This window comes from Streptomyces brevispora, from assembly GCF_007829885.1.
GTDB lineage: Bacteria > Actinomycetota > Actinomycetes > Streptomycetales > Streptomycetaceae > Streptomyces > Streptomyces brevispora.
In genome coordinates, this window is sequence record NZ_VIWW01000001.1 from 4,369,355 (window position 1) to 4,390,691 (window position 21,337).

Genomic DNA, 21,337 nt, shown 5'->3' on the forward strand with positions numbered 1-21,337 from the left:
TAAACCATTAAAGACCAGGTTCCAGCCCCAGCAGTACTCGTCGACGTTATTCGCGCGGTGGGCAGGGGTTGCAGCATCCCTGAGGAGGGTGGCGTGAAGCGCAAGCTCATCGCGGCGATCGGCGTCGCGGGCATGTTGGTTTCGATCGCAGCGTGTGGTTCCGACGACGGCAAGACGTCGTCGAAGGACCCGAAGGACCGCAAGGAATCGCTCACCGTCTGGCTGATGTCGGATGCGCAGAGCACGTGGCCTGAACTGGTCAAGGATGTCAATGCCCAGTTCAAGACGAAGTACCCCAACGTCAAGGTCAACGTTCAGTACCAGACCTGGGCCGACAAGGCCAAGAAGCTTGACGCCTCCCTGGCGGGCGACAAGTTCCCCGACGTGGTGGAGCTCGGCAACACCGAGACCATGACGTACATCCTCAACGGGGCACTCGGCGAGATCGACCCGAAGAAGTACGAGAACTCGGACACCTGGATCAAGGGTCTGAAGGACACGTGCGCCTTCGAGGGCAAGCAGTACTGCGTTCCTTACTACGCCGGCGCCCGCGTAGCGATTTACAACAAGGACATGTTCAAGGCCGGCACCGGCAAGGACACTCTCCCCGCCACCCAGGACGAGTTGACCGCCGCGCTCGACAAGATCGGCAAGAAGTACGGCAAGGACAAGGCGTTCTCGCCGCTGTACCTGCCGGGCCGTTACTGGTACGCCGCGATGTCCTACGTCGCTGCCGAGGGCGGCCAGATCGCCAAGTACGACGAGGGCAAGAAGGAGTGGAAGTCCACTCTCTCGACCCCCGAGGCCCAGAAGGGCATCACGGACTTCGTCGAGCTGGTCAAGAAGTACAACCACGGTGACCAGACGAAGGACGAGGCGGACCACGCCAACGTCATGGCCAACGAGAAGACCGCTCTTCTCTACGGCAACGGCTGGGAGGCCGGCAGCGTCATCGACTCCAAGTCCAACGGCAACCCGAAGCTGAAGGACAAGATCGGCACCGCGGGCATGCCCGGCCCGAACGGCAAGGCGCTTCCGTCCTTCATCGGCGGTTCCGACCTGGCCACCATCTCCAAGTCGAAGGTCCAGGACCTCGGCGAGGAGTGGATCTCGCTGTTCACCTCGGAGAAGTCGGAAGAGGTTCTCGCCTCGAAGAACATCCTTCCGAACAACACCAAGCAGCTTGAGCCGCTGAAGGCGAAGCCGGAGACCGCGGCCATCGCCAACGCCGTTCCGGACGCCTGGTTCACCCCGATCGCCCCGGGCTGGACGGCGATCGAGAAGAAGGAAACGCTCGAGATCCTGCTCCTCGACATCATCAAGGGCAAGTCGGTCGAGGAGGCCACCAAGAAGGCCGACGCGGAGATCGACTCGATGATCAACAAGGAGTCCTGAGCCCCGAGCTCACGGAGTCCGAGCCGGTGAGCCGATGAGCCACCGACTCAACTGATCGTCTGCGGGGGTGGCAGGCCCGAAAGGGGCTGTCACCCCCGCCCTCCGGTACCCGGTCCGAAACGGAAGGCAAGCACAATGAGTGCCGCCGATATGAAAGCAGCCGACCCGCCGGTGTCCGTCCCGCGGGCTCCTGAGGGTGCGGATCCTCAGCTCGCGAAAAACGTGAACCGTAAACCGCGGAAGGCCGGCGCTCTGCTGCCGTACCTCCTCATAGCACCGGCGTTCGTCGCTATCGCCGCAGTCTTCGTCTGGCCCTTCATCAAGACGGTCATCATGTCCTTCCAGGACGTGGGCCGCCGCGAGCTGTGGTCCGGAGCGGCGGCACCCTGGGTGGGCTTCGACCAGTTCACCAACATCCTCGGGGACAGCGAGTTCTGGGACGTCGTCTGGCGGACCATCATCTTCATGGTGGTCTGCGTCTTCGTCACCATGGTCGGGGGCCTCGGCCTGTCCATGATCATGCAGCGGATGTCCACCTGGGTCCGGCTGCTGCTGACCGCCGCGCTGGTCGCCGCCTGGTCGATGCCGCTGCTGGTCGCCACCTCGATCTTCCGCTGGTTCGCCGACTCCGACTACGGCGTCATCAACATGGTGCTGACCAAGTACCTGGGGATCGACGCGCAGGGCCACAACTGGTTCCTCGATCCCAAGCAGGGCTTCGTCATCATCGGCGCGGTCGTCGTCTGGGGTGCCATCCCCTTCGTCTCCGTGACCCTGTACGCCGCGCTCACCCAGGTTCCCAAGGAACTCGAAGAGGCCGCGTCGCTCGACGGAGCCGGCACGACCGGCATCTTCCGCTACGTCACCTGGCCGGTCATCAAGCCCGTCTTCCAGATGGTCGCCACGCTCTCCGTGCTCTGGGACTTCAACGTCTTCGGCCAGATCTTCCTGATGCGCGGCAACAAGCCGGAACCGGAGTACTCGGTTCTCGGTATCTACTCGTTCGAGAAGGCATTCGAGTCGAACTCGTTCAGCCAGGGCGCCGCCATCTCGCTCATCACGGTCCTGCTGCTGTCCGGCGTCGCCGTGTACTACCTGCGCCAGCTGCTCAAGATCGGAGAGGTCGAGTGAGCGCCTCCACCCCCCAGGTCCTCCGCCCGGACCGCAAGAAGCACCGCATCGGCTACAACATCGCGGGCCTCGTCGCCTTCGTGCTGATGGCCTTCCCGGTCTACTGGCTGGTCATCAGTTCCCTGCGGCCGAACGCCGAGATCCGCAGCTACGACCAGACGCTCTGGCCCTCGTCGATCACCTTCGACAACTTCTCCCGCGCCATCAATCAGCCGAACTTCGGTACGGCCATCGAGTCCAGCCTGATCGTCTGCGGCGTCGCCGTCCTCGGCGGCATGCTGCTCGCCACGATCGCGGCCTTCGCGATCGGCCGCTTCCGGTTCCGCGGCCGCAAGTTCTTCATGATCGTGCTGCTCGTCGTCCAGCTGCTGCCTCCGACGGCGATGCTGATCCCCATCTACATCCAGCTGAACGACCTCGGCGGGCTGAACGAGTACTGGGGCGTCATCGTCATCTACCTCGTCTCCACGCTGCCGTTCGCGACGTGGATGATCCGCGGATTCGTGATCAACATTCCGCCGGAGCTCGAGGAGTCGGCCATGGTCGACGGCTGCAGCCGGATGGGCGCCTTCTGGCGGGTCACCTTCCCGCTGCTGGCCCCGGGCCTCGCCGCCGCCTCGATCTTCTCGCTGATCACCGCCTGGAACGAATACCTGCTCGCCTACGTCGTCCTCCAGGACAACGACAAGTACACCCTCAACGTGTGGCTGATGAACTTCACGACCTCGCGAGGCATCGACTACGGCGCGCTGATGGCCGCCTCGACGATGATCGCGATCCCGGTCGTGGCCTTCTTCCTGCTGGTACAGAAGTACATGGCAACCGGCCTCACCTCTGGTGCCGTGAAGGGATAACGCCGCCCATGACCACCCTCGTATCCACCACGGATACCGTCACCCGCGACGCCCTCGCCGTTCTGCAGCCGGGGTTCACCGGCACCACCGCCCCGGACTGGCTGCTGCGCCGGGTCGGCGAAGGCCTCTCCTCCGTCGGCCTGTTCGGCCGCAACATCGAGACGCCCGAGCAGCTCGCCGCGCTCACCGCCCAGCTCCGCGCCGAACGCGACGACGTGCTCGTCGCGATCGACGAGGAGGGCGGTGACGTCACCCGGCTCGAGGTGCGCCACGGCTCGTCCTTCCCCGGCAACCTGGCGCTCGGCTCCGTCGACGACGTCGCACTGACCCGCGCCGTCGCCCAGGAGCTGGGCCGCCGGCTCGCCGAATGCGGCGTCAACCTCAACTGGGCGCCGTCCGCGGACGTCAACTCCAACCCCGGCAACCCGGTCATCGGGGTACGGTCCTTCGGCGCCGAACCCCGCCTGGTCGCCCGGCACACCGCCGCGTACGTCGAGGGCCTCCAGGCCGCCGGCGTCGCCGCCTGCACCAAGCACTTCCCGGGGCACGGCGACACCGCGGTCGACTCGCACCACGCGCTGCCGCGTATCGATGTGGACCTGGAAACCCTGCACGCCCGTGAACTGGTGCCTTTCCGGGCGGCGATCGCGGCCGGTTCCAAATCGGTGATGAGCGCGCACATCCTGCTTCCCGCGCTCGACCCGCACCGTCCGGCGACGCTGAGCCCGCAGATCCTCACGGGTCTGCTGCGCGAGGAGCTGGGTTACGACGGCCTGATCGTCACCGACGCCGTGGAGATGCAGGCCATCGCCTCGACGTACGGGATCGAGCGCGGCTCGGTCCTCGCGATCGCGGCGGGCGCCGACGCGCTCTGTGTCGGCGGCGGCCTCGACGACGACAGCACGGTGCTCCGGCTGCGCGACGCGCTCGTCGCGGCGGTCCGGGCCGGTGAACTGCCCGAGGAGCGGCTGGCCGACGCCGCCGCACGTGTACGGGCCCTCGCGTCCTGGACGCAGCGGGTCAGGGGGGCTGCCCCGGAACCGGGCGCGGCAGCGCAGGAGGGGACCGCGTCCGGCGCCGGGGGCAGCACGGCAATCGGCTCCGACATCGGCCTGGTCGCGGCCCGCCGCGCGGTCGTGGTGACCGGCGCGGCCGAACCGCTCACCGGGCCGGCGTACGTCGCCGCTCTCACCCCGGTCGCGAACATCGCGGTCGGTGCCGAGACCCCGTGGGGTGTCGCCGCCGAACTGGCCCGGCTGGCACCGGGCACCGAGGCCGACACGTACGACGGCGGGGCCGAGGAACTCGCGGCCGACGTGCTGCGGGCCGCGGGGGAGCGGCGCATCGTCGCGGTCGTCCGCGACGCGCACCGTCACCCGTGGATGACCGAGGCCATCGACGCGCTGCTGGCGGAGCGTCCGGACACGATCGTGGTCGAGATGGGCGTCCCGCAGGCCGAACCCAGGGGCACCTTCCACATCGCCACCCACGGCGCGGCCAGAGTCTGCGGTCTGGCCGCGGCAGAGGTCATCACCTCGGGCCGATAGAGCCCGTCCGGCGGCTGATTCAAGTCCGTCCGGCGACGAGGACAACTCCTCGCGCCGGGCGGACGGGTCAAGCCCGTCCGGCGATCGAGGACAAGGCGCCCACCAGGACGCCCGTTACGCGGGAGGGGCCGGACACCACCAGGTGTCCGGCCCCTCCCGCGTAACGCCAAGGACTAAATGCCCTGCCACAGCGGCTTCGCCGCGAACGTGGCGCGGAAGTAGTCCGCCAGCTTCAGCTTCGACGCCGCCGCCTCGTCGACCACGATCGTCGCGTGCGGGTGCAACTGCAGTGCGGACGCGGGCACGACCGAGGCCACCGGCCCCTCGACCGTCTGCGCCACCGCGTCGGCCTTGCCCTCGCCTGTCGCGAGCAGGATCGGGTGGCGGGACTCCAGGATCGTGCCGATGCCCTGGGTGATCACGTGGTGCGGCACCTGCGTGATGTCGTTGTCGAAGAAGCGCGCGTTGTCCACCCGGGTCTGCTCGGTGAGCGTCTTGATCCGAGTACGGGAGGCGAGCGAGGAGCACGGCTCGTTGAAGCCGATGTGCCCGTCGGTGCCGATGCCCAGCAGCTGGAGGTCCACCCCGCCGGCCTCGGCGAGCGCCTTGTCGTAGGCCTCACAGGCGGCCTGGACGTCCTCCGCGGAGCCGTCGGGGCCCATGAACGAGGCCTCGGACAGTCCGAGCGGCTCGACGACCTCACGCAGCACCACGGAGCGGTAGGACTCCGGGTGGCCCGCCGGCAGTCCGACGTACTCGTCGAGCTGGCAGATGCGGGCGCGCGAGGCGTCCACGGCACCGGAGCGGACCCGGTCCGCCAGCGACTGGTAGATGGGCAGCGGGGTCGAGCCGGTGGCAACGCCGAGAAGGGCGTCGGGCTTGCGGCTCAGCAGGGCACCGATGGCCCCTGCGATCAGTTCGCCGCCTGCCTTGGCGTCCGGGACGATGACAACTTCCACGCGGGGGCCTGCCGATCTGGAGTGACTACATGTGGTATAGACCAATCAAAGTCCTAATCTAGCAGAACTCGCCGTACGCGGACACGGTGCCCGGGTACGTGCGGGCGAACGGTGGGCGACGGGCGCCGCAACCCCGCCGGGTGCCGTCCGCTGGCGGGGCCGAGGTACCGCGTGTTCGACTTGGCCGACGCATCGGCACACCTCCGGGAGGCACCAGACATGTCCGCCCCGTACCCGGCAGGCGAGGGCGAGCTGCCCGGCCGGATCATGTCCGGCGAGATGGCGGAGCAGCCCGCGGTGCTCCGGCGCATCCTCGACCAGGGGATCCCCGCCATCCGGGCGGTGGCCGCCGAGATCGCGGCGAGGCGGCCGCGCTTCGTCCTGCTCACCGCCCGCGGCACCTCGGACAACGCCGCGCTCTACGCGAAGTACCTGATCGAGATCACGCTCGGGCTGCCCTGCGGCCTGGCCTCGATGTCCACCACCACCGCCTACGGCGCGAAACCGGATCTGAAGGACGTCCTGGTCGTCACCGTCAGCCAGTCCGGCGGCTCGCCCGACCTGGTGGCGTCCGCCAAGGCCGCGCGCGAGGCCGGTGCGGTGACGCTGGCCGTGACCAACAACCCCGACTCGCCGCTCGTCGCGGTCTCCGAGTACCACATCGACGTCCTGGCGGGTCCGGAGAAGGCCCTGCCGGCCACCAAGACGTACACCGCCTCGTTGCTGTCCCTGTACCTGTTCGTGGTGGGCCTGCGCGGCGGCGACGGTGCGGCGGCCGCGATCCTTCCTGAGCTCGCCGAGGCGATCCTGGCCCGCGGGGACGAGGTCAAGGCCCTGGCGTCGCGCTACCGCTTTGCCGAGCGCATGGTCATCACCTCGCGCGGCTACGGCTACCCCACGGCCAAGGAGGCCGCCCTGAAGCTGATGGAGACGAGCTACATCCCCGCTCTGTCCTACTCCGGCGCCGATCTGCTGCACGGCCCGCTCGCCATGGTCGACAACATCTCCCCGGTGATCGCCGTGGTCACCGACGGCCGGGGCGGCGAGGCCCTCCAGCCGGTGCTCGACCGGCTGCGCGGACGTGGCGCCGACCTCTTCGTGGTCGGCCCGAAGGCCCAGGTGGCAGCGGCGTCCGCGGGCTTCGTACTGCCGACTGCCGGGGTCGCCGAGGAGGTCCAGCCGATCCTGGAGATCCTGCCGCTGCAGATGCTGGCGTACGAGGTGACGATCGCCCGCGGCCAGGACCCGGACGCGCCGCGCGCGCTCGCGAAGGTCACCGAAACGCACTGACCGGGCGGCCGGACGGCCCGGAAGACACCCGCGGGCCGCGGCGCCGGGCCGGGACCCTCAGCCCGACCAGCACCGCAGCCCGGAGCAAGGCCGCCCAGGGGGCGGCCGGTTCGGCCGGCGGTGTGCGGTGCCCCCGGCCTGGGAGAGGTACCGGCGCAGTCAGGGCAGAGAGCGCGGGTACCTCGTTCCGCTCTCCTGTGCGGGGAGAGCGGAGGTTCCGTCTTGAGCATTGTGGACTAGACCATTCATCCCTGTCCATCCATGGGGCGCGGTGATTTCCGGCCCTTCTCCCGGCACGTACGGCCGGGCCGTCCGGTTCGGTACCTGTGCACATCCACAGGTACGCTCGCACGCGTGCCCTCCATGAACGACCTCGTCCGCCAGCACACAGCCCTGAGTGACACCGACCTCGAGTGGCTCCACCTGCTGGTCTCGGAGTGGCAACTGCTCTCCGACCTCTCCTTCGCCGACCTGGTGCTCTGGGTCCCCACCCGCGACGGCACCCGCTATGTGTCCGTCGCCCAGATGCGGCCCAACACCGGCCCCACCTCGTACCAGGACGACATGGTCGGCCATCTGGTGCCGCGCGGCCGCCGGCCGCTGCTGGACGCGGCGCTGGACGAGGGCCGGATCGTGCGCGAGGGCGACCCGGAGTGGCGCGAGGAGGTCCCCGTACGGGTCGAGTCGATCCCCGTGCGCCGGGAGGGCCGCGTGCTGGGTGTCATCGCCCGCAACACCAACCTCCTCACGGTCCGCACCCCGTCCCGGCTGGAGCTGACCTACCTCCAGTCGGCCTCCGACCTGGCCCAGATGATCGCCGCCGGGTCCTTTCCGTTCCCCGGTCAGCAGGTCGACATGGACGCCTCGCCGCGGGTCGGTGACGGGCTGGTCCGGCTCGACGCCGACGGCGTCGTCCAGTACGCCAGCCCCAACGGCCTCTCCGCGTACCACCGTCTCGGACTCGCCTCCGACCTGGTCGGGCAGCACCTCGGCGGGATCACCGCCGAACTCGCGCCCTCCCGCGGGCCGGTGGACGAGGCGCTGGTCAAAATGGCCAGCGGTTACGCGCCCCGTGAGTTCGAGGTCGAGTGCGCGGGCGGTGTGATCCAGCTCCGGGCGATCCCGCTCAAGCCCAAGGGGGTCCGGATCGGCTCCCTGGTCCTGCTCCGTGACGTCACGGAACTGCGGCGCCGCGAGCGCGAGTTGATCACCAAGGACGCCACCATCCGGGAGATCCACCACCGGGTGAAGAACAACCTCCAGACGGTGGCCGCCCTGTTGCGGCTGCAGGCCCGCCGGATGGACTCCGAGCAGGGCCGTGAGGCGCTCAACGAGGCGGTGCGGCGCGTCGGCTCGATCGCCATCGTGCATGAGACGCTGTCTCAGAATCTGGACGAGCGGGTGGAGTTCGACGAGATCGCCGACCGGGTCATCGCCATGGTCGCCGAGATCTCGCCCGGAAAGGTGACCTGCCGCCGCTCGGGACGCTTCGGCATCCTCGACGCCGAAGTGGCCACCCCGCTGGCGATGGTCCTCACCGAAGTGCTGCAGAACGCGCTGGAGCACGCATTCGGAGTCGCCGAGTCCGGCACGGTCGAGGTCTCCGTGGTGCGGGGCGGTTCGCCCACCGAGGGCCGGCTGCTGATCACCGTTCAGGACGACGGGTGCGGCCTGCCCGAGGGGTTCGACCCGCAGCGGGCCGGCAACCTGGGGCTCCAGATCGTGCGGACGCTGGTGGAGGGCGAGTTGAGCGGGACGTTCGGCATGGTGCCGGGACCCGAGAGCGGCACCCAGGTCATCCTCGACATCCCGGTCCGCGCCGACAAGTAGCATCCGGCCCCGCTGCCGGACACACGCACAGCAGGAAGCCCGGACCGTTGGTCACGATCCGGGCTTCCTGGTCAAGCGTGCGTTTCGGGGGTACTGCGCGCTGCGACTCGGGGGGCGGGGTGATGCGTACACTCCGTACGCGCCGCCTGGCTGAGGTTCGTAGCGGTGGCGTCGGTCAGGCGCTGGCGTTGCGCGCCCGGTTGCGAGCGGCGCGGCGCTTCATTGCGCGGCGCTCGTCCTCGCTGAGGCCACCCCAGACGCCGGAGTCCTGGCCGGACTCGAGCGCCCACTGCAGGCACTGCTCCATGACGGGGCAGCGACGGCAGACGGCCTTGGCTTCCTCGATCTGCAGCAGCGCAGGACCGGTGTTGCCGATGGGGAAGAACAGCTCCGGGTCTTCCTCACGACAAACGGCGTTGTGACGCCAGTCCATGGCTGCTACCTCTCCTTGGTATTACGTACTGTGGCTTGTGAATGTGAACGCTTTCACGAATCCCCCCGCAGGTGTAGGTCCGACGCCCAGATGAACTGGATGTGGTCCTGTGAAGTGAGGAGGGGTTCTGGCTCTCAGTGGAGGCCGTTGTTGCGGGCCGTCCCGATCGCCATGTAGAGATTCGCAAACCTCGGCGACGGATACAACCCCTTCTGGAAACTTTTTTTTGATTCCTCGGTGTCGACTAGGTCACAGCCGTACTTCTAGAGGGTGGAAGCCAGTCCAAACGTTCGAGTTAAAGGACTTTGGTCCCTTCCACTCACACAATCACACGCAGTGCACGGCGTACGCCTGTGAACGTCACACTCGTACGCAGTCCCAGGTGGTCGCCGTCCATCTGGAAGGGCAGTGGAGCCTTTGAATGCAAGGTGAAGTCCGTGAGGTCATGCCGTGAAACCGCGTGCTTGCCGTGCGGGCCCTTTTCGGGACTCGAAGTGAGCAGCTGGGTGGCGTAGCGGGTGACCGCCGCCGTCGACAGTCGTCGCAGGCCGAGGACGTCCAGGGCGGTGTCGAACGAGGCCTTCGGGGAGGCGTATATCGGGCGGTTCCCCAGGTAGGTCCAGGGTGCCGTATTGCAGATTATGGAGAGCGCGAGATCGGTGACCGGGTCCTGGCCGGGGACCTCGAGTGTGATCATTCCGTTCCGCCGGTGCGGTTCCTCGACGAATTGGCGGAGCACCTGTCGGACGTACAGCGCATGGGTCGACCGCTTGCCCTGTTCGCGCCGTTGTTCGACCCGGCCGATGACACCGGCGTCGAATCCGAGGCCGGCGCAGAAGGTGAACCAGCGTTCCGGAACCGATTCGTCCTCGGTGCCGGGTGTACCGGCCGCCAGGCCGAGGCCGACGGTGCGCTCCGTGTGATTGGCCAGCGCGTCCAGAATGGCGCCGGTCGCCTCCACCGCGTCGTTGGGCAGACCGAGCGCGCGTGCGAAGACATTGGTGGAGCCACCGGGAACCACGGCGAGCTTCGGCAGGTTGTCTATGTCGGGGCCGTTGTGCAGCAGGCCGTTCACGACCTCGTTGACCGTGCCGTCGCCGCCGAGTGCCACCACGAGATCGATGTCGTCGCTGTCGGCGGCCTGACGCCCCAGATCGCGGGCGTGCCCGCGGTACTCGGTGGTCACGGCCTCCAGCTTCATCTCGCTGGCCAGTGCATGAATGAGCACGTCACGGGTACGCGCACTGGTGGTGGTAGCAGCTGGATTGACCACAAGAAGTGCGCGCATGACCGCCAGACTACCTACCGCGGGGTATCGGTCTGTAGTCCCGCCCGGTGACCTTCACGCACGGTGACGATCCGGGCGCGGTGGGGCGACCGGAGCCGCCACGTTCCGGTGGTGTCGCGACCCCGGCTTCGCTTTCGCGGGCCCGGGATGCCAACCTGCAAGGGTGAGTACTCAGCAGAACGCGCCCTCGTCGATGCCGCTGGCCGAACCGCCGAAGCCGGCCAGGCTCACGCTCGTGGCCGGACTCAACGCCCTCGAAGGCGCGACCCTCGTCATCGGCGGGATCTACATGCTGGTCATGGGGCTGCTGGGTCGCCCCGACAGCCCGCAACAGGCCGAAATGGGCGGTCTGACGCTGATCGCCCTCGGGCTGATCCCGCTGTTCGCCGCCCGCGGACTGCTGCTGCGGCGCAGCTGGAGCCGCGGCCCGGCCCTCATCACCCAGATCGTCGCGCTGCCGGTGGCGTGGACGCTGCTGCGGTCCCACGGCGTGTTGATCCCGGCCGGGATCGTCCTCGCGGCGGGGTCGCTGACCGCGCTGTACCAGCTGGCAAGGCCGGCGACGATCGAGGCCCTCGGCATCCGCCGGCCGGGCACGGCGCCCGACACCGACCCCGACGCCTGACAGCTGCGCGAGGCAGCGCGGGCGCGCTTCGCAGGCCCGGGGCGGATGGCCGCGGGGGGCGCGGACACCGGTCTCCCGGGCCGCGCACCGTCCGGCTACTCCTCGACGAGCAGCCGCTCGCGCAGCTGCGCCAGGGTGCGGGCCAGCAGTCGCGAGACATGCATCTGCGAGATGCCGACCTCCTGCGCGATCTGCGACTGGGTCATGTTGCCGAAGAACCGCAGCAACAGGATCCGCTTCTCCCGCGGCGGCAGGTCCTCCAGCAGCGGCTTGAGCGACTCCCGGTACTCGACCCCCTCCAGCGCCTCGTCCTCGGAACCGAGCGTGTCCGCGACCGCGGGGGACTCGTCGTCCGTGTCCGGCACGTCCAGTGAGAGCGTGCTGTAGGCATTGGCCGATTCCAGGCCCTCGAGGACCTCTTCCTCGGAGATGCCGAGCCGCTCCGCCAGCTCGTGCACCGTGGGCGAACGGCCGTGCTGCTGGGAGAGCTCCGCGGTCGCCGTGGTCAGCGAGAGCCGCAGCTCCTGGAGGCGGCGCGGCACCCGCACCGCCCAGCCCTTGTCACGGAAATGGCGCTTGATCTCACCGACGACGGTGGGCGTCGCGTACGTCGAGAACTCGACGCCCCGCTCCGGATCGAACCGGTCCACCGACTTGATCAGGCCGATCGTGGCGACCTGGGTCAGATCGTCCAGCGGCTCGCCCCGGTTGCGGAAGCGCCGGGCCAGGTGCTCCACGAGCGGCAGATGCATCCGCACCAGCCGATTGCGCAGTTCGGCCTTCGCGGCCGAGCCGTCGGGAAGCTTGCCCAGCTCGATGAACAACGCCCGCGCCCCGCTGCGGTCGTGTGGATCGTGGTGCACGTGCTCGCTCATCTGGCCTGCCCGCTCCGCCTGCGACTGCTCCACCACGACCGTACGGCCGGCGGGCCCGTCCGCCCCGTCCACCGCACGGGGAAGGTCCGCCCCGTCCACCGGATGAGTCAGGGCCTGCTGCTCCGGGATGCCTGCTGAGTGCACCACCCCTGGTCGGATCGTCTCGTCCCGCACAGGACCGTCCCCGTTCCCGTTGCTCACGCCGGCCCGGGTCCCGCGCCGCGCTGTTTGTACAGGCTGATGCTGACCGTCCGGTCATCGGCGACCGTGGAGTCGACCTTTCCTGCCAGTGCGGAGAGCACCGTCCAGGCGAAGGTGTCGCGCTCCGGGGCCCGCCCGTCCGTGGTGGGGGCCGAAACCGTCACCTCGAGAGAATCGTCGATGAGACGGAAGACGCAGCTGAGGACGGAGCCGGGCACGGCCTGCTGAAGCAGGATCGCGCAGGCCTCGTCGACCGCGATGCGAAGATCCTCGATCTCGTCGAGAGTGAAGTCCAAGCGCGCTGCGAGACCGGCCGTGGCCGTACGCAGCACCGACAGGTAGGCACCCGCAGCGGGCAGCCGGACCTCTACGAAGTCCTGATTCCCGGGCTCGCCTGCGATCTGGGACACCCTCACCTCCAAGGTGGCACAAACTCATTCGAGGATCCGGGAAGAGTGCCCGGAGCCATGTGGTACGTCTTCGGTTCTTGGTCCGGCGACGCTATCGCGATCCATGATGCCGTGTCGCCAAGACCCCGTCCCATGACTGTCACTCATGGTAAGCACATGGGCACACACAGTGGCTAGGGGTCTGTGACGGTCAATTACGAACAACAGGCGCCGGTTTGACGTACCCAGACGTCAGACGATCGAACCGTCCTCGAAGCACCAGCGCCAGCTTTCGCCGGGTTCGAAACTTCGCATCACTGGGTGACCGGTGTCCTCGAAGTGCGTGGTGGCGTGCTGCAGGGGTGACGAATCACAGCAGCCGATATGGCCGCAGGCCAGGCAGAGTCGCAGCTGTACGGGTTGGGTGCCCGCTGCCCGGCATTCGAGACAGGTCTCGCTGAGGGGCACGGGCTCAGGGCGCGGCAGGTCTGATACGTGCGAGCACTCACTCATGATTGCCAGGTTACGACGGATGCGAGGACCGTGAGATGTACGCATTGCCGCTGGTGGCACTGGTCGCGGCCAGTGCGGCGATGGCGGGGCTGGCCCGCCGTACGCCGGTGCCCGCCCCACTGTTGCTGGTGGCCATGGGGCTGATCGGCTCGTATGTGCCGGGGGTGCCGACGTACACGCTGAGCGCGCACATCGTCCTGCCGCTCCTGCTGCCACCGCTGCTCTACACGGCCGCCGTCGACAGCTCCTACCTGGACCTGCGGGCCAATCTCCGCCCCGTCGCGCTGCTCTCCGTCGGCTATGTGCTGTTCGCGACCTTCGCGGTCGGCTGGCTGGCGTACCGGCTGGTGCCCGATCTGCCGCTCACCGCGGCACTGGTGCTGGGCGCCGTGATCGCCCCGCCGGACGCGGTCACGGCCGCGGCCATCGCCCGCAGGGTCGGCCTGCCGGCCCGGGTCACGACGATCCTCCAGGGCGAGTCCCTGGTGAACGACGCCACCGCGATCACCGCGTACAAGGTGGCGCTGGCCGCGGCCGTCGGCGAGGGGATGAGCTGGGGCGCCGGCATCGGCGAGTTCTTCCTCGCGGCGGTCGGCGGTGTCGGGGTCGGCCTGGTGCTCATGGTGCCGCTGCACTGGCTCCGTACGCACCTGAAGGAGGCGCTGCTCCAGAACACCCTGTCGCTCCTGATCCCCTTCGTGGCGTACGCGGCGGCCGAACGCGTGCACGCCTCGGGGGTGCTCGCGGTGGTCGTCGTCGCGCTCTATCTGGGCCACCGGGCCTGGCAGGTGGACTTCGCGACCAGGCTCCAGGAGGCAGCCGTCTGGAAGATGGTCGCCTTCGTCCTGGAGTCCGCGGTCTTCGCCCTGATCGGCCTCCAGCTGCCCTTCGTACTGAGGGGGCTCGGTGCGTACGCCGTCGTGGACACCGTCTGGTACGCGGTGGCGGTGTTCCTGGCGGTCGTCGTGGTCCGGTTCGTCTGGGTCTATCCTGCGACCTACCTGCCCCGGTGGATGTCGAAACGGATCAGGGACCGGGAACCCGAGACCGACTGGACCGCGCCGCTGATCGTCGGCTGGGCCGGGATGCGCGGCGTCGTCTCGCTCGCCATCGCCTTCTCCATCCCGACGCTCACGGCCGGCGGCGCGCACTTCCCGGCCCGCAACCTGGTGCTCTTCCTGACGTTCACCACGGTCATCGGCACCCTGGTCGTGCAGGGGCTCACGCTGCCGCTCCTGGTGCGTGTACTGAGGCTTCCCGGGCGCGACCTGCAGACCGAGACGCTCGCCGAGGCACAGGCGCAGAGCGAGGCCTCCGCGGCCGCGGAGGCGCGGCTGGAGGAGCTGCTCACCGACGAGCGCAACCAGCTGCCCCAGCCGCTCGTCGACCGGCTGCGCACCGTCCTGGAGCGGCGCCGCAACGCCGTCTGGGAGCGGCTGGGGGCGTCGAATCCGGTGACGGGGGAGTCGGCGGACGACACCTACCGGCGGCTGGCCGGCGAGATGATCGCGGCCGAGCGCGAGGTCTTCGTACGGCTGCGGGACGAGCGGGCCATCGACGACGAGATGCTGCGGACCCTGCTCAGGCGCCTCGACCTGGAGGAGGCGGCGGCCTACCGGGAGGAGGCGGACGGCTGAGGGGCTGCCGGGTGACCTCGGACCGTGAAGCGTGCGTGCCAGGGCGCGGCCGCCCGGTCAGTGGCCGCCGGGCGGTTTCTGCGGGGCGCCGGGCGGCTCGGTGGGGTCCGGGCGGCCGGTGATCACGGCGGCGACCGTCGTGCCGGCGGGGAACGCGCCTTGCCCGGCCAGCTCCGTGAGCGCGTACAGCAATTTGGCCACATAGAGCCGCTCGATCGGCAGCCCGTGCCGGTCCTCGAAGTCGTCCGCGAAGGCGTGCAGCCCGGGAGTGGTGCGGGCGTACCCGCCGAAGTGGAAGCGCTCGTCCAGGGACCAGGTGCCGGCCGGTCCGCCGAACGCCTCCCGCTGGAGGTCCCGTACCGCGTCCCCCAGGAAGCCGCCGCGCAGGACCGGGATGCCGAGGGCGCGCTGTCCCGGTGCGAGGCCGGCGGCGAGGCCTGCGAGGGTGCCGCCGGTGCCGCAGGCCACCGCGGCCACGTCGACCCGGCCGAGCAGCTCGCGCCCGAGCTCTGTGCAGCCCTGTGCGGCCATCGCGTTGCTGCCGCCCTCCGGGATGACCTCGCACTCCCCGTGGGCGCTCAGCAGCCCGGCCAGGACCTGTGGATCGGCCTTGGCGCGGTACGTCCGGCGGTCCACGAAGTGCAGCCGCATGCCGTCGGCGGCGCACTGCGCGAGCGAGGGGTTGAGCGGGCGGTGCGCCAGCTCGTCGCCGCGGACGACGCCGACCGTACGGAAGCCCAGCAGCCGGCCCGCGGCGGCCGTGGCCCGCAGGTGGTTGGAGTACGCCCCGCCGAACGTCAGCACGGGACGGCCGGCGGCGGCGAGCAGGTTGGGGGCGAGCTTGCGCCACTTGTTGCCGGGCAGATCCTGGTGGATCAGATCGTCGCGCTTGAGCAGCAGCCGTACGCCGTGACGTTCGAAGCGGTCGTCCGCGGCCGGCTGCAGGGGCGAGGGGAGCGCCGGCCGCAGCCGGGAGAGGCCGGGCGGATCGGAGGGTGTGGCGGGCATGCCCCATTGTGGACACGTCCCGGGCGGGCCACCTCGCCGGCTACTTCAGACAGTCGTGGATCCGTGCCCGCATGGAGGCCATGGTGAAGCCGCGCGGGTCGACCTTGCCCGGTTGCCACTCCAGGTGACCGATGACCGATCTGGAGGTCCAGCCGTGGTGGCGGCAGACCGCGGCCGCGGCCTTCGCGATGGCTTCGAGCTGGACGTCGGGCCAGGGGTCCTCGCCGTCGCCGAGGTTCTCGCACTCGAAGCCGTAGAAGTACTGGTTTCCATCGGTGTCGGCCTCGTTGTCCGGCGGGAGGCCTTTCTCGGCGATGACGGCGCGCAGGACGTCGCCGTCGCCGAGACCGGCGTGATTGGTCCGGCCGTGGCCGACCAGATGGACCCGGCCGTCCTTGGTGATGACGCCGTGGCACAGCGGCCCCGGCAGGCCGGTGCGGCCGTCGCGGCAGATCCGGACGGTGGCGTCGGTCCCCTTGGTGGCGGTGTGGTGGATCATCACGCCGTTGACCGGGCCCCAGGAGCCCTTGTGGCTGCGGTTGTGGGTACGCCAGTCGCCGACCTGGACGACGGTGAGCCCCTCGTTCTTCAGGGCGGCGAGGAAGGTGCTCGCGGACATGGGTGAGGACATGGCCGACTCCTTGTTGCGCGTGGGGAGTATGTCCGTACAGCGCTTGTACCCGACAAACGAGGCCCCGGGCCGCCAATGGGCTGTTTACGGGCCCTGTTCGGGCGGTGTGCGAGCCGATCCGGCCAATTCCGCGAGCACCGGGCCCGATTCAGGCCGTGGCGAGCCACAGGTCGGGGCCGAACACCTCGTAGTGGATGTCGGCCGACGGGACGCCCTTGGCGAGCAGCTGGGTGCGCACGGACCGCATGAAGGGCAGCGGGCCGCAGAGGTAGGCGTGGGTTCCGGACGGGATGACCACACCCGTCAGGTCGACCAGGCCCGTGCGGTTCGCGGGGTGGCCCGGCTCGGGGTTCTCGTACCAGAAGTGTGCCGTGGCGTCGGGGAGTTTGCCGGTGAGCAGGGCGTGGTCGGTGCGCATGGCGTGGTCGTCGGGGGAGCGGTCGCCGTGCACGACGGTGACCGGGGCGCGGTGACCGTCGCTCGCGAGGTGCTCCAGCATCGAGAGCATCGGGGTGCATCCGATGCCCGCGGAGGCGAGCAGGAGCGGGGCATCGGGGGACTTCAGCACGAGGTCGCCGTACGGGGCCGAGACCCGGAGCCGGTCGCCCGCCCGGACCCGGTCGTGCAGCTGCCGCGAGACCTCACCGTCGGGGGAGCCGTCGCCGTGCACCCGCTTGACGGTGATCGAGCGGAGCGGGGAGCCGGGGGCCGAGGAGAGGCTGTACTGGCGGATCTGGCGTGCGCCGTCCGGGAGTTCGATCTGTACCGAGACGTACTGGCCGGGGTGGAAGCCGGGGGCGGGCGCGCCGTCGGCGGGGCGGAGCTGGAAGGTGACGACGTCCGCGGTCTCCGTTGCCCGGGAAACCACCTCCCAGTCGCGCCAGACATCACCGGCGAGCACGCCCTGCTGCGCGTACAGCCGCTCCTCGATGGCGATCAGGGCGTTGGCCATCAGCCAGTAGACCTCGTCCCAGGCGGCGGCGACCTCCGGGGTCACGGCGTCGCCGAGCACCTCGGCGATGGCGGCGAACAGGTGGGTGTGCACGACGTCGTACTGGGCGGCGGTGATACCGAGCGAGGCGTGCTTGTGCGCGATGCGGCCGAGCATGACGTCGGGGCGGGTGTCCGGGTGTTCGACCAGCTGGGTGGCGAACGCGGCGATGGAGCCGGCGAGCGCCTGGCGCTGGGCGCCGGAGGCCTGGTTGCCGCGGTTGAAGAGGTCGCGCAGCAGCTCGGGGTGGGCGTCGAACAGCTTGCGGTAGAAGAGATCCGCGATGTCTCCGATGGCCGCGCCGACGGCGGGGAGGGTGGCGCGGACAGTGGCGGTCGACGGCTCGGAGAGCATCGTGACTCCTCGGGTTTGAATTGGCATATCAGATGCGTATTTTAGAGCGCGGTGAAGTGCGGCGTGGGGGTGGAGTGGAAGGCCGTGGTGGTTCAGCGGCCGGGTGGCCGTCCGCTGCTGATGCTGATCAGGAGCGGACCGGTGGGGGAGGCGGTGAGTTCGGTGACGGTGATCGGGTCGAGCGTGGCGTAGAAGGCTTCCGCCGCCTCGCGCAGCGCTCCGCGCAGCCGGCACGCCGACCGCAGTGGGCACGGGGTGGTGCCCTCGCAGTCGACGACGTCGCCGGGGCCCTCCAGCTCGCGGACGAGCCCGCCGATCGAGGCGGACCGGCCGCGCGCGGTGACGGCGAGTCCGCCGCCGCGGCCCCGTCGGGCCTCGACCAGGCCGAGGTGCTGGAGCCGGGCCACGACCTTCGCCGCGTGGGAGTACGGCACTTTTATGGTCGCCGCCACCTCGCGGGTGGTCGGCGGATCCTCGTTCTCCACGACGGCGAGGCGCATCAGCACGCGCAGCGCCACGTCGGTGAATCTCGTCAGCCGCATGACCGTCACCGTAGATAATTGGCATTCAAGATGCAAGTTAACTGGTCCATGGGCATCGCGCAGCGTTGTGCCCAGCCCAAAGCCCTATTAGTCACACTCTTTTGTGTAATGGCGCGTCGGGCCCCGCGCTGGAAGGCTTCTTCTGCAGGTCAGCCGATGATCGAGAGGACGTCAGATGTCCGTTGGTGAAGAGGTTCAGAACGTGCAGGTGTCGCCGCAGCAGAGTCTTGGCACGGCAGCCGCGCGGAACCTCGCGACGACCACCAAGTCCGCTCCGCAGATGCAGGAGATCACCTCGCGGTGGCTGCTGAAGATGCTCCCGTGGGTCCAGGTGCAGGGCGGCACATACCGGGTGAACCGCAGGCTGAGCTACTCGGTCGGCGACGGCCGGGTGACCTTCGTGCAGACCGGGGACCGGGTAGCGGTCATCCCCGCCGAGCTCGGCGAACTCCCGGCCCTGAGGGACTTCGGGGACGCGGAGGCGCTCGCCGAGCTGGCCCGGAGGTGCGAGCAGCGTGACATTCCCGCCGGACAGCTCCTGGCCACGGCCGGTGAGGCGGCGGACCGGGTCTTCCTGCTGGCGCACGGAAGGGTCGAGAAGATCGGCACCGGCCCCTACGGGGACGAGACGGTGCTCGGGGTGCATGCCGACGGGGCCTACTTCGGTGACCACTCGCTCATCGAGGGCGACGCCCTCTGGGAGTACACGGCCCGCGCCGTCACCGACTGCACCGTACTGACGCTGCAGCGGGCGGATGTGCTCAACCTCGCCGAGCGGTCCGACTCGCTGCGTGAGCATCTCGCCGGACTGCTGGCGATCCCGCAGCAGCGCACCAACAAGTACGGCGAGGCGGCGATCGACCTGTCCGCGGGCCATGTCGGCGAGGCCGTCGTCCCGCACACGTACGTCGACTACGACTCCGCGCCGCGCGAGTACGAACTGAGCGTCGCGCAGACCGTGCTGAAGGTCCACAGCCGGGTCGCCGACCTCTACAACCAGCCGATGAACCAGACCGAGCAGCAGTTGCGGCTCACGGTCGAGGCGCTGCGTGAGCGCCAGGAGCACGAGCTGATCAACAACCGCGAGTTCGGCCTGCTCAACAACTGCGACTACGGCCAGCGGATCCAGCCGCACGACGGGGTGCCCAGCCCCGACGACATGGACGAACTGCTCTCGCGCCGCCGCGGATCGAAACTCTTCCTGGCCCACCCGCGGGCCATCGCCGCCTTCGGCCGGGAGTGCAGCAAGCGCGGTCTGGTCCCGGAGAGCGTGGATGTCGGCGGACACCGTATGCCGGCCTGGCGCGGGGTTCCGATCTTCCCGTCCAACAAGATCCCGGTCACCGACGCCCGCACCACATCGATCATCTGCATGAGGACCGGTGAGGCCGAACAGGGCGTCGTCGGACTCCAGCAGACCGGCATCCCCGACGAGATCGAGCCCAGCCTGTCGGTCCGCTTCATGGGGATCGACGAGCAGGCGATCATCTCCTACCTCGTGACCGCCTACTACTCGGCGGCCGTGCTGGTACCGGACGCCCTCGGCGTCCTGGAAAACGTCGAGGTCAGCCGCTGGCGTTAGGTCCGGCCCGGCGCCGCGGGGCAGGCGGGACCTTCACCACCCGCCCCGCGCCCGGGGGCTCCGACCGCCGGGGCCCGCCCCGCGGTCCGGGCCCCTCGGCCACGGTCCGCAGTACCCACAGCAACCACCCACGTCCCCGGCCCCGTGGCGACAGCGACCGGGCCGGGACGGCAACGACCGGGGTGACCGATTGACCATGACCCATACCGATGCCGCGACCGAGGGCAACGAGGCCGCGGCGCTCCTGGAGCACACCCGATCCCTCGTCGACCCCCACCTGCGGGCCGCGGTCGCCTCACTGCCCGGTTCGATCCGGCGCGTCGCCATGTACCACTTCGGCTGGCAGCACGCCGACGGCAGCCCGGCCGCGGGCGGTGCGGGCAAGGCGATCAGGCCCGCGCTCGTCCTGGCCGCCACCCGGGCACTCGGAGGCGACCCCCGGGACGCCGTGAGGGCAGCCGTCGCGGTGGAGCTGGCCCACAACTTCACCCTGCTGCACGACGACGTCATCGATGAGGACCGGACCCGTCGTCACCGCGCCACGGCCTGGGCGGTCTTCGGCATCCCGGACGCGGTCATCGCGGGCGACGCCATGCTGGCCCTCGCCCAGCGGCTTCTCGCCGAGGACGCCCGAGCGGTGTCGCCGCGCGCGTCGGCCCGGCTCTCGACCTGTGTCATCGAGCTGTGCGCGGGCCAGCAGGCCGACTGCGCCTTCGAGGAACGCGGCCCGGACGAGGTCTCGTTGGACGAGTGCCTTGCCATGGCCACGGCCAAAACGGGCGCTCTGCTCGGCTGCGCCTGCGCGCTGGGTGCGCTCTACGCGGGCGTGGACGAGCAAGCCGTCGGGGCGATGGACGGTTTCGGCCGGGAGGCGGGGCTGGCGTTCCAGCTCATCGATGACCTGATCGGCATCTGGGGGGACCCGGCCCAGACGGGGAAGCCGGTCGGGGCCGATCTCGCCGCCCACAAGAAGTCGTTGCCCGTGGTCGCCGCGCTCACGTCCGGCACCCCGGCCGCCGCGGAGCTTGCCACGCTCTACCGGGGCGCCATGAACACGGCCGGCGAGGTGAGCCGCGCGGCGGATGCCGTCGACCGGGCCGGCGGCCGCGACTGGGCGCAGGTCTGTGCCGCGGACCGGATGGCGCGTGCCGTGCACCATCTGTCCCGCGCCGTGCCCGATCTGTCCGCGGCGGGCGACCTCCTGGCCCTGGCGGAGTTCGTCACCCGCCGGGCGCACTGAGCGAAGGGGCGGAGGCGAGGGG

Annotated in this window: 20 protein-coding genes; 10 read left to right on the forward strand and 10 right to left on the reverse strand. The window is 69.6% G+C overall.

Features of this window, described 5'->3' with window-relative positions:
* Window positions 1–93: 93 nt before the first annotated feature.
* From FHX80_RS20425 to FHX80_RS20440, 4 genes are all read left to right on the forward strand, one after another.
* Window positions 94–1,395: a sugar ABC transporter substrate-binding protein gene (locus FHX80_RS20425; RefSeq protein ID WP_145765518.1), complete on the forward strand. Its 1,302-nt coding sequence runs from the start codon at window positions 94–96 to the stop codon at window positions 1,393–1,395.
* Window positions 1,396–1,530: 135 nt separating this feature from the next.
* Window positions 1,531–2,526 carry a carbohydrate ABC transporter permease gene (locus FHX80_RS20430; protein ID WP_145765519.1) on the forward strand — a complete coding sequence of 332 codons (996 nt, stop codon included), beginning with the start codon at window positions 1,531–1,533 and terminating at the stop codon, window positions 2,524–2,526.
* Window positions 2,523–3,380 (forward strand): carbohydrate ABC transporter permease, encoded by an 858-nt coding sequence (locus FHX80_RS20435; protein ID WP_145765520.1) that lies wholly within the window; start codon window positions 2,523–2,525, stop codon window positions 3,378–3,380. Before FHX80_RS20430 ends, FHX80_RS20435 begins: the two co-directional genes overlap by 4 nt.
* An 8-nt stretch (window positions 3,381–3,388) precedes the next feature.
* Window positions 3,389–4,927 (forward strand): glycoside hydrolase family 3 protein, encoded by a 1,539-nt coding sequence (locus FHX80_RS20440; protein ID WP_145765521.1) that lies wholly within the window; start codon window positions 3,389–3,391, stop codon window positions 4,925–4,927.
* 173 nt (window positions 4,928–5,100) lie between these two features.
* Here the strand turns inward: FHX80_RS20440 and nagB are convergent, their stop codons facing one another.
* The gene (gene nagB / locus FHX80_RS20445) at window positions 5,101–5,886 is read right to left on the reverse strand and encodes a glucosamine-6-phosphate deaminase (RefSeq protein ID WP_145765522.1); all 786 of its coding nucleotides are present in this window, start codon (window positions 5,884–5,886) and stop codon (window positions 5,101–5,103) included.
* Window positions 5,887–6,105: 219 nt separating this feature from the next.
* Between nagB and FHX80_RS20450 the strand changes: the two genes are divergently transcribed.
* Together FHX80_RS20450 and FHX80_RS20455 are read left to right on the forward strand one after the other, a co-directional pair.
* Window positions 6,106–7,176 (forward strand): SIS domain-containing protein, encoded by a 1,071-nt coding sequence (locus tag FHX80_RS20450; protein WP_145765523.1) that lies wholly within the window; start codon window positions 6,106–6,108, stop codon window positions 7,174–7,176.
* 363 nt (window positions 7,177–7,539) lie between these two features.
* Window positions 7,540–9,006: a sensor histidine kinase gene (locus tag FHX80_RS20455; protein ID WP_145767400.1), complete on the forward strand. Its 1,467-nt coding sequence runs from the start codon at window positions 7,540–7,542 to the stop codon at window positions 9,004–9,006.
* A 175-nt stretch (window positions 9,007–9,181) separates the two neighbouring features.
* On the opposite strand, the gene FHX80_RS20460 is transcribed toward FHX80_RS20455, so the two are convergent.
* Both FHX80_RS20460 and FHX80_RS20465 read right to left on the reverse strand, forming a co-directional pair.
* Complete coding sequence (locus FHX80_RS20460; RefSeq protein WP_003953983.1) at window positions 9,182–9,439, reverse strand: WhiB family transcriptional regulator; 258 nt, start codon at window positions 9,437–9,439, stop codon at window positions 9,182–9,184.
* Between the two features lie 319 nt (window positions 9,440–9,758).
* A complete protein-coding gene (locus FHX80_RS20465; RefSeq protein ID WP_145765524.1) occupies window positions 9,759–10,727 on the reverse strand; it encodes a diacylglycerol/lipid kinase family protein in 969 nt (322 codons plus the stop codon).
* 235 nt (window positions 10,728–10,962) lie between these two features.
* Here FHX80_RS20465 and FHX80_RS20470 point away from each other — a divergent pair, with 235 nt between their 5' ends.
* Window positions 10,963–11,352: a hypothetical protein gene (locus tag FHX80_RS20470; RefSeq protein ID WP_145767401.1), complete on the forward strand. Its 390-nt coding sequence runs from the start codon at window positions 10,963–10,965 to the stop codon at window positions 11,350–11,352.
* 95 nt (window positions 11,353–11,447) lie between these two features.
* On the opposite strand, the gene FHX80_RS20475 is transcribed toward FHX80_RS20470, so the two are convergent.
* From FHX80_RS20475 to FHX80_RS20485, 3 genes are all read right to left on the reverse strand, one after another.
* The gene (locus FHX80_RS20475; protein WP_375881480.1) at window positions 11,448–12,374 is read right to left on the reverse strand and encodes an RNA polymerase sigma factor SigF; all 927 of its coding nucleotides are present in this window, start codon (window positions 12,372–12,374) and stop codon (window positions 11,448–11,450) included.
* Window positions 12,375–12,424: 50 nt separating this feature from the next.
* Window positions 12,425–12,838 carry an ATP-binding protein gene (locus FHX80_RS20480; RefSeq protein ID WP_014048265.1) on the reverse strand — a complete coding sequence of 138 codons (414 nt, stop codon included), beginning with the start codon at window positions 12,836–12,838 and terminating at the stop codon, window positions 12,425–12,427.
* Window positions 12,839–13,069: 231 nt separating this feature from the next.
* On the reverse strand, window positions 13,070–13,330 hold the full coding sequence (locus FHX80_RS20485; protein ID WP_145765525.1) for a UBP-type zinc finger domain-containing protein: 261 nt from the start codon (window positions 13,328–13,330) through the stop codon (window positions 13,070–13,072).
* Between the two features lie 35 nt (window positions 13,331–13,365).
* Between FHX80_RS20485 and FHX80_RS20490 the strand changes: the two genes are divergently transcribed.
* Entirely contained in the window at window positions 13,366–14,967 is a 1,602-nt protein-coding gene (locus FHX80_RS20490) for a Na+/H+ antiporter (protein ID WP_145765526.1), read from the forward strand.
* A 57-nt stretch (window positions 14,968–15,024) separates the two neighbouring features.
* Here the strand turns inward: FHX80_RS20490 and FHX80_RS20495 are convergent, their stop codons facing one another.
* The 4 genes from FHX80_RS20495 to FHX80_RS20510 form a co-directional block, all read right to left on the reverse strand.
* On the reverse strand, window positions 15,025–15,975 hold the full coding sequence (locus FHX80_RS20495) for a 1-aminocyclopropane-1-carboxylate deaminase/D-cysteine desulfhydrase (RefSeq protein WP_145765527.1): 951 nt from the start codon (window positions 15,973–15,975) through the stop codon (window positions 15,025–15,027).
* Window positions 15,976–16,015: 40 nt separating this feature from the next.
* On the reverse strand, window positions 16,016–16,606 hold the full coding sequence (locus FHX80_RS20500) for an N-acetylmuramoyl-L-alanine amidase (protein WP_145765528.1): 591 nt from the start codon (window positions 16,604–16,606) through the stop codon (window positions 16,016–16,018).
* Between the two features lie 148 nt (window positions 16,607–16,754).
* Entirely contained in the window at window positions 16,755–17,951 is a 1,197-nt protein-coding gene (locus FHX80_RS20505; RefSeq protein WP_145765529.1) for a globin domain-containing protein, read from the reverse strand.
* Between the two features lie 92 nt (window positions 17,952–18,043).
* Entirely contained in the window at window positions 18,044–18,493 is a 450-nt protein-coding gene (locus tag FHX80_RS20510; protein ID WP_145765530.1) for an RrF2 family transcriptional regulator, read from the reverse strand.
* 175 nt (window positions 18,494–18,668) lie between these two features.
* On the opposite strand from FHX80_RS20510, the gene FHX80_RS20515 reads away from it, so the two are divergent.
* A complete protein-coding gene (locus FHX80_RS20515; protein ID WP_145765531.1) occupies window positions 18,669–20,075 on the forward strand; it encodes a family 2B encapsulin nanocompartment shell protein in 1,407 nt (468 codons plus the stop codon).
* Window positions 20,076–20,271: 196 nt separating this feature from the next.
* Window positions 20,272–21,315: a family 2 encapsulin nanocompartment cargo protein polyprenyl transferase gene (locus FHX80_RS20520; RefSeq protein WP_145765532.1), complete on the forward strand. Its 1,044-nt coding sequence runs from the start codon at window positions 20,272–20,274 to the stop codon at window positions 21,313–21,315.
* Window positions 21,316–21,337 lie beyond the last annotated feature (22 nt).